At 44.3% G+C, this 679-nt stretch carries 1 protein-coding gene; it reads right to left on the reverse strand.

Going from position 1 to position 679, the window contains the following annotated elements; translation table 11 throughout:
- On the reverse strand, positions 1-508 hold a 508-nt coding region (gene yddG / locus AB4653_RS09710), incomplete at its 3' end, for an aromatic amino acid DMT transporter YddG (RefSeq protein WP_372104007.1).
- Positions 509-679: the final 171 nt, after the last annotated feature.

Below are 679 nucleotides of genomic sequence, written 5' to 3' on the forward strand. Positions count from 1 at the left end.
AAATAATCGCGCCGAAGAATGCCATCGAATAGGTTTTAGGGTTGGTCGCAATATTAGCCGCGATTTGCTCGACAGAAAGCCCCTGATCGCCGCTGATACTCCAAGCCACGCCAAAAAACGCTAAGACGATACTTGGATAAACCAACCAGTTAATCTTTTTGTCACTCAGCAGTACCGCAAACAACACCGTTAGTGCAGGCCATAGATAGTTGATAACGGCCATTTCTAAGGCTTGATGTCGGCTATTTGCCATTCCTAAAGCCAGAGCTAGGAAGATCTCGTAGCACACGAATAAGGCACCACCGATCAACAAATACGATTTGGAGAAGCGCGACAGCTTAGGTAACCCCATAACACAGACTAACAACAGTGAGCTCACCGTATAAAGACTGGCGGCACCACCAATTGGGCCCAGTTGTTCTGACACACTACGAGACAATGCAATTAAGCAGCTCCATAGTAAAATGGCAGCAATGCCGTAGCAGCTATGGCGATGAGATTTCAGCACGCCTCTTCCTTCTTTTTATTGTAATTAGGTAATCAAAGCGAGCTTAAGCAAAGGTAGGCTTAAACACCACTATCGATAAGTTGCAGTAAGTAAAAATAAGTAGCCGAGCACATAACTGTACTCGGCTATCCATCATTTACTCAAAAATCTAAAAGCAATTAGCAATTAGCA

Origin of the sequence: Vibrio sp. 10N.222.48.A3 (assembly GCF_041475345.1) — a bacterium.
Classification (GTDB): Bacteria; Pseudomonadota; Gammaproteobacteria; order Enterobacterales; family Vibrionaceae; genus Vibrio; species Vibrio tasmaniensis_A.